Origin of the sequence: Chitinophaga sp. (assembly GCF_036569125.1) — a bacterium.
GTDB lineage: Bacteria > Bacteroidota > Bacteroidia > Chitinophagales > Chitinophagaceae > Chitinophaga.
Genome location: NZ_DATCRF010000542.1, coordinates 1 through 7,621, shown reverse-complemented (window position 1 = coordinate 7,621; position 7,621 = coordinate 1). Strand labels below are relative to the sequence as shown.

Genomic DNA, 7,621 nt, shown 5'->3' with positions numbered 1-7,621 from the left:
GCGCTACGCAGATCGATCCCTCCAACTACTACGGCATTACCGTTGCCAATGGTATGATCGGCATTGTTTCATCGCCGGAGCCGTTTAAGGTAAAGGACGTGGTGCTGGCCGGGGCATATGACCTGTATGGCCGTGGGCGTGTGAGCAATTTCCTTCGCAGCTTTAATTTGCTGAACATGTACCTGGAGGTGGATGGCCGCCGTATAGACGCTAAAAGCATTACCGGCTTTAAACAGGAACTGGATATGCGGCAGGCTGCCTTTACCACGGCTTTTGAATATGGTGATAAAGCTACCATCCGCTATACTTACTATTCATTGCGGCAGCTGCCCTACACCGTATTAATGGATGTAAGCATCACCCCTAAAAAAGATATTACTATTACCGGCGCCAGTGTAATGGAAGCACCCGATGCTTTAAAGGACGTACAGAATTATTACAATGAAATTGACCGTCCGCATGTGGTCATTAGCCTGTTAACCTCCACCGCAAAATCACCCACCGGCAAACTGCTGATGTGCGCTTCCAATACCTTCCTGTTTAGTGAACCGCACGGGCAGGAACCCCGCGTGATCCACGAAATGTGGGACAACAACATGCACCTGATGAAATTCTCAAAAACGCTCAAAGCCGGGCAGCCTTACCGTTTTTCCATCGCCGGTTCTTCGCTCACATCCGCCCATCATGATGATCCCTTAAATGAAGCAGAACGTTTAACTATCTATGCAAAGCTGGAAGGGCACGACCGTTTGCTGCAGCACCATCAGCAAGCCTGGGACAGCCTCTGGAAAAGCGATATTTTAATTGATGGCGATCCGCAGGCGCAGCAGGATGTGCACAGTATGATGTATCACCTTTACTCCTTTGTGCGTGAAGGCACTGCATATTCACCCTCACCCATGGGATTAAGCGGCCTTGGTTATAACGGCCATGTTTTCTGGGATGCTGAGCTGTGGATGTATCCTGCCTTGCTGATGCTTCATCCTGAGCTGGCAAAAAGTATGATCGAATATCGTTACCAGCGGCTGGAAGCTGCCAAACGAAATGCTTTTGCAAATGGATTCAAAGGGGCCATGTATCCCTGGGAGAGCGCGGAAAGCGGCGTGGAAGAAACGCCGGTATGGGCGCTGAGCGGGCCTTTTGAACATCATATCACGGCAGATGTTGCCGCTGCAGCATGGAATTATTATGCAGTAACACAAGATAAACAATGGCTTCGCGAAAAAGGCTACCCCATCCTGTCCGCCACCGCCGACTTTTGGGCAAGCCGTGTTGAAAGAAATGGCCCCGGCCACTATGAGATAAAGAATGTGGTGGCGGCTGATGAATGGGCGGAGAATGTTGATAACAACGCATTCACCAATGCAGCAGCAAAAGCCAATCTGAAGTACGCCACCCAGGCAGCCAACATTCTTGGCATTAAACCGGACGCAGATTGGATGGTGGTTGCCAGCAACATTCCCATCTTAAAAATGGATAACGGCGTTACGCAGGAGCATGCCGCCTATCACGGTGAAGGCATTAAACAGGCGGATGTTAACCTGCTGGCCTATCCTTTAGCAGAAATTACGGATCCAAAGCAGGTACAAAAAGACCTGGAATATTATGAAACAAGAGTTCCCAATGAAGGAACGCCTGCCATGACACAAGCTGTTTTTGCTTTGTTATATGCACGTTTGGGAAATGGTGATAAAGCTTATCACTGGTTCCAGGATGCCTATCTGCAGAACTTAAATCCGCCCTTCCGTGTGATCGCAGAAACAAAAGGAGGTACCAATCCTTATTTTGCAACAGGCGCCGGCGGGCTGCTGCAGGCCGTGCTGATGGGTTTTGGCGGATTGGAGATCACGCCCAAAGGTATTATACAACTTAAAACCGCTCTGCCGCCCGGCTGGAAAAAGCTCACGATCACAGGGGCAGGTGTTGAGCGAAAAACATTCAGCAGATAATCATCTTACAGACGCAGTTTAAAAAAATAGGGCTGACCTTCCGGTCAGCCCTGCGTATTTATTGATACTACACGTGATATTACATACGTATGATCTTGGCGCTGCCTTTAGGCGCGCCGCTGGCATCGCTGGCTTTGATGATCCAGGTGCCTTGCGGCAGCTGGCTGATATCAATGCTGATAAACTGGCCTTTTGCACCGGTAACATATTCCTTGTGTAACACAGGGCTGCTACCGTTTACACTCCAAACATCAATATAGATCTTTTCAGCAGCAGCTCCCTTTACCTGCACCTGTAAGGTTGAACCGGTAACCGGGTTAGGATAAACTGTCAGCGTCTTCACTTCAGCAGCAGGTTGCACGGCAGCACTGGTAGCCGCTGCTCTTGCCGCTGCACCGCATGCACCCAGTGGTTTCCACCACCAATCAGCTGTTCCGGGCGTTACGTTATACAGCGCATCGGACTGGCTTTCATACAGCACGCCGTTATATACAACACGATCGCCTTTGCTATAGATCCTGGGATAAGGCTCATAGGTAGCTACGCCGGCGCAATTGCCGGTGTTGCCGCCGCTGGTCACTACTACGGTTACAGCTGCAGAAGCGGATGCGCCTGAGTTATCAGTTGCTTTGGCAGTGATGGAATAAGTACCTGCTGCTACGTTAGACCACGTATAGCTGTAAGGGGAAGAAGTGCTCTCACCCAGTTTGCTGCCGCCGTTGAAGAATTCCACTTTAGCTACAGAGCCATCGCTGTCGGTGGCAGTAGCCTGTATGGAAATGCTGGCAGGTGCTGCAAAAGATGCGTTATTGGCAGGTGAAGTGATGCTGATGCCGGGAGCGCCGTTATTGCCGCTGCCGTTGCAATCACTTACATATTGCCATACTTTACCGTCGCCGCTGTTGATGTCAGGTTGCTCATTCTGTGTCCACCATTTGGCTTTGTACACTTTGTTGTTGAAAACTACCTGCATATTAGCTGTGTAAACAGCTGTTGCGCTCCATGCAGCAATACCGTTACAACCGTTGTTATTACCGGTGCCTACCACAATGGTAACGGCAGCAGAAGTGGTTGATGCGCCTTTGTTATCAGTAGCTTTGGCAGTAAGCGTATAGGTGCCTGCAGCTACGTTAGTCCAGCTATAGCTGTAAGGCGCTGCAGTGCTTTCACCCAGCTTGGCGCCGCCGTTGAAGAACTCCACTTTAGCTACAGTGCCGTCGTTGTCGCTTGCGCTGGCCTGTATGTTTACAGTGGCAGGCGGTGTAAAGGTGGCATTGTTTGCCGGGGAAGTAAGGTTCACGGTTGGCGCATGGTTACCACCATTGCCGCCATTGGCAAGCACTTCGTCATGAATGGCGGATAAAAGGGAGTAGGTGCCAACAGCATCCTGTGAAAGCTCCCACATCATAATACCACCGCCCTGGGTATAGGCCAGGTCTGTTTTACTTTTAATAGTGGTAATACCATTGTAGCCCACTCCATTGTAGGTATCGGAATAGGGACTGGCGCCGCGCGCTATCAGCGTAGCAAAGCTTTCCCAGCTGGGACGGCCGTAAAAAGGCACACCCAGTACGGCTTTGGAAGCCGGTAATCCCTTGCCCTTCCAGTATGCAAGCGACTGTGATGCATAGGTATAAGTGGAGTGATCATAATTGTTAAAATCATAAGCCATCAGGTTCAGGAAATCAACCTGTGAAAATACAGCGGGGAGAATGCTCTCTCCACCTGTACCTACTACGGCAGAAGTTAACAATTTACCCTGCGCATGCAAAGCAGAAGCCAGCTGTGTCATCAGGGCCACATAGTTATTAGCGGATGCGCCCTGGTCAGGGTATTCCCAATCAATATCCACCCCATCGAGGCCATATTGATTAACAAAGCTGAGGATATTGTTTACAAAAGCAGTACGGTAGCTGCTGTTAGCCGCTGTTGATTCAAAACCGCCGTCGTTGCCATCGTTCCAGCCGCCTACCGCTATCAATACCTTTACGCCGTTGGCGTGGCCTAAAGAAACCAGGCTTTGCAGCTTGCCGGGGTTTTCAATAGCCTGGAAGCCACCGGTTGTTGTTGGCAGCAGAAATGCATAGTTGATGTGTGTAAGCTTACTGTATTGTATAGCATTTACATCACCCGACCAGGAGGGCATGTACCCCACTACTTTAAATTGTGCAAAAGAAAATAGGGATGTGATAAGAAGTGCACAGGACAGGATGCCTGCTCTTATCCATTGGTTTGTTTTCATTGTATATGGTTTTTTAAGGAATTGGCTCTCATGCTCAATAGCTTGCGCGGATAGAATATAGGTCGTATTGCTTGCTCACGGATCCACGTTCACAAATGGGATGTCGTTTGTGAAACGGTTTGGTACTACTTGAAAAGAATATTTTTTTAAACCCCTCCTCAAATGATCATTGAAGCCTTTCAGCTAAAAGAAAGAGCTATTCCACGAAAGTAGTATAAGCGTTAAATTTTTAATATCCCGCTATCTATTTAACGAACTTCCTATTATTTTTGTGCTCAAATGATGAGGGTATTAATTAAGTTTTTTCTATCGCTCTGCTTTTTTTTGATCAGGGGGGATGATTATCTGACTGCAAATACAATTCAACATTGTACTTACAGTGCTCCTGAAGCATATCGCAAGTATCCTGTACCAGACCATCTTTCCGTTATCCGAAAGAGCCTGGCGCAGGCAAATCCCACTACCTCCCCCGGAGCACGAAAAGAGATCTATAAATTTAAGGCTACGGAAGTTGAAGACGATGACGAGATACCTGCTTCCAAAAAGCAATTAAAGATCAGCAATAACTGCATCAGCTTCTTCTCTACCTGCGAACCTGCATCTTTCCATACCTGTTTTAAGCGCCCCTTACCTTTCTGCAAACACTTTTCCTACTCTTCCTCCAATAAATTCATCGTACACCGGGTAATCCGGATCTGATACCAGGCCTGACCACTGCACTCATACTTTCTATTATGTGCCGTCATAGCAATCCGCTATTGAGGTTGTGATGTTATGTGCCTGTTTATGACAGCATAACCAACCATACCGTAACTCATTTAAAACGTATAAATTTTTATGAAGCAAATGCTCATGCTCATGGGTGTGTATGCCTTGTTGTGCCATACCGCCTGTAAAACGCAAAAAGAAGAAAAGGAAAGCGGAACAAAATTGCTGGTTACCAGCCCGCTGAAGATGGATACTACCTTAACCAATGAATATGTATGCCAGATCCGCTCCATCCGCAACATTGAGCTAAGAGCCCAGGAAAAAGGCTACCTGCAGAACATTTTTGTAGATGAAGGCCAGTTTGTAAAAAAGGGACAGCTGCTGTTCAAGATCATGCCTACCCTTTATGAAGCAGAGCTGCAGAGCGCACAGGCAGAAGTGGATATAGCTGCCATTGAAGTGCAGAACACCCAGCCCCTTGCAGATAAAAAAGTAGTATCAAAAAATGAGCTGGCCATGGCCCAGGCCAAGCTGGAAAAGGCAAAGGCGGAATTAGCGCTGGCCAAAGCCCACCTGGCCTTTACCGACATCCGGGCTCCTTTTGACGGACTGGTTGACCGCCTGCATTTAAAGCTGGGCAGTTTGGTAGAAGAAGGTGAATTACTGACCACCCTGAGCGATAACCGCCAGATGTGGGTGTATTTCAATGTTTCAGAACCGGAGTACCTCAGCTATAAAAAACAGGCCAGCACAAACGGCAAGCTGGCAGCATACCTGTTAACAGCCGATAAACAGCTGTTCAAACATCCCGGTGTGGTTGAAACCATTGAAAGCGAGTTTAATAACGAAACCGGCAACATTGCATTCAGGGCCACCTTTCCCAACACAGAAGGGCTGTTAAGGCATGGCGAAACAGGCACCATCCTCATTAAAAAACCGGTCAAAGATGCACTGATCATCCCCCAGAAAGCAACGCTTGAGATCATGGACAGGAAATATGTTTATGTGGTGGGTAAGGATAACGTGGTGAAATTAAGGCCTATTACCATTGGCGCTGAAATGCCGGATCTGTATGTAGTGAAAGAGGGATTATCCGACCATGAAAAAATATTACTGGATGGTTTGCGTAAGGTAAAGAACAATGATAAGATCTCATTTAATTATGAGCAGCCGGGAACAGTGATCTCCCATTTAATGTTACCAACGGAATAATGTAAGTATCAAAAAAAGCGAGCGAATGTTTAATATATTCATGAAAAGGCCGGTCTTTGCGATCGTGATCTCACTGGTCATTGTCTTCATGGGCGTACTGGCCATTTACACCCTGCCTACCTCACAGTTCCCTTCTATTGCGCCTCCAAGGGTAATCGTGAGCGTAGCTTATCCCGGCGCCAGTGCCGATGTGCTGGTGAAATCGGTGCTTATTCCAATGGAAAAAGCCGTTAACGGTGTTCCGGGTATGAAGTATATGACCTCTGATGCCACCAGCGCAGGTGAAGCTAATATACAGGTGGTTTTTGACCTGGGTACAGATCCCAGCCAGGCAGTAGTGAACGTGAAGAACCGTATAGAACAGGTTACGAACAGGCTGCCCCCGCTGGTACAACGGGAAGGGATAGTGGTTAATATTTTACAGCCCAACATGCTGATGTATGTTAACGTATACAGCAAAGATCCCAAGGCAGACGAAAACTTTCTTTACAACTATGCCAATATTAATATCCTGCAGGAGCTGCGAAGGGTAAAGGGTATCGGGAATGCCCAGATCCTGGGCAGCCGGCAATATGCAATGCGCATCTGGCTTAAGCCCGACCGCATGCGGGCATATAATGTTTCAACAGACGAAGTAATGGAAGCGCTGGGCAACCAGAGCATCATAGGATCACCCGGCAGAATAGGCCGGAGCGACGGCAAACGTTCAGAGGCGCTTGAATACGTGCTAACATACCAGGGAAGGTATAACAAACCGGAACAGTATAAGGATGTTATTATACGGGCTAACCCTGACGGTGAGATCCTTTACCTGAAAGACATTGCGGATATTGAGCTGGGAAGTGAGTTCTATGATATTTACTCCAACCTCAATAACCATCCTTCAGCAGCTATTGTGCTGAAGCAAACCTATGGCAGTAACGCCAGCGATGTAATTAAAAGAATAAAGGCCAAGCTGGAAGAAATTAAAGGCAACTCTTTTCCACCGGGAATGGACTATGAGATCAGCTATGATGTATCCAGCTTCCTGAATGCTTCCATTGAGAAAGTGGTGCATACACTGGGCGAGGCTTTTGTGCTGGTGGCCATCGTGGTATTCCTGTTCCTGGGCGACTGGCGCTCTACCCTCATCCCTACCCTGGCTGTTCCGGTATCCCTGGTGGGGTCGTTCTTCTTCATGCAGCTTTTCGGCCTCACCATCAACCTCATCACGTTATTTGCGCTGGTGCTGGCTATTGGTATTGTGGTGGATAATGCGATTGTGGTAATTGAGGCCGTGCATGCCAAAATGGAGGAAGAGCATCTTTCCCCGTACCAGGCCACCATTAAAGTAATTCATGAGATCAGCGGCGCCATTGTGGCTATTACTTTTGTAATGACCGCAGTATTTATCCCGGTGGCATTTATGTCTGGCCCGGTAGGGATCTTTTACCGGCAGTTTGCTATTACCATGGCTACCTCCATTGTACTTTCGGGCTTAGTGGCGCTTACACTTACACCGGTGCTTTGC

4 protein-coding genes are annotated in these 7,621 nt (G+C 48.0%); 3 read left to right on the top strand and 1 reads right to left on the bottom strand.

All coding sequences use genetic code 11. The annotated features are described in order from the left end of the window. Positions 1–1,949, top strand: a 1,949-nt coding sequence (locus tag VIM87_RS20375; protein ID WP_331998787.1) for a glycosyl hydrolase family 95 catalytic domain-containing protein, incomplete at its 5' end; no start/stop codon positions are given. 79 nt (positions 1,950–2,028) lie between these two features. On the opposite strand, the gene VIM87_RS20370 is transcribed toward VIM87_RS20375, so the two are convergent. Then, entirely contained in the window at positions 2,029–4,191 is a 2,163-nt protein-coding gene (locus tag VIM87_RS20370; protein WP_331998786.1) for a glycosyl hydrolase family 18 protein, read from the bottom strand. An 837-nt stretch (positions 4,192–5,028) separates the two neighbouring features. Here VIM87_RS20370 and VIM87_RS20365 point away from each other — a divergent pair. Next, positions 5,029–6,111: an efflux RND transporter periplasmic adaptor subunit gene (locus VIM87_RS20365; protein ID WP_331998785.1), complete on the top strand. Its 1,083-nt coding sequence runs from the start codon at positions 5,029–5,031 to the stop codon at positions 6,109–6,111. Between the two features lie 25 nt (positions 6,112–6,136). Beyond that, positions 6,137–7,621 (top strand): efflux RND transporter permease subunit (locus tag VIM87_RS20360; RefSeq protein ID WP_331998784.1); only part of this gene is annotated, 1,485 nt, incomplete at its 3' end.

What these genes read in the sequence shown, in the direction of transcription:
- VIM87_RS20370 (WP_331998786.1), bottom strand. Translation starts at nt 4,191, where the DNA reads ATGAAAACAAACCAATGGATAAGAGCAGGCATCCTGTCCTGTGCACTT.
- VIM87_RS20365 (WP_331998785.1), top strand. Translation starts at nt 5,029, where the DNA reads ATGAAGCAAATGCTCATGCTCATGGGTGTGTATGCCTTGTTGTGCCAT.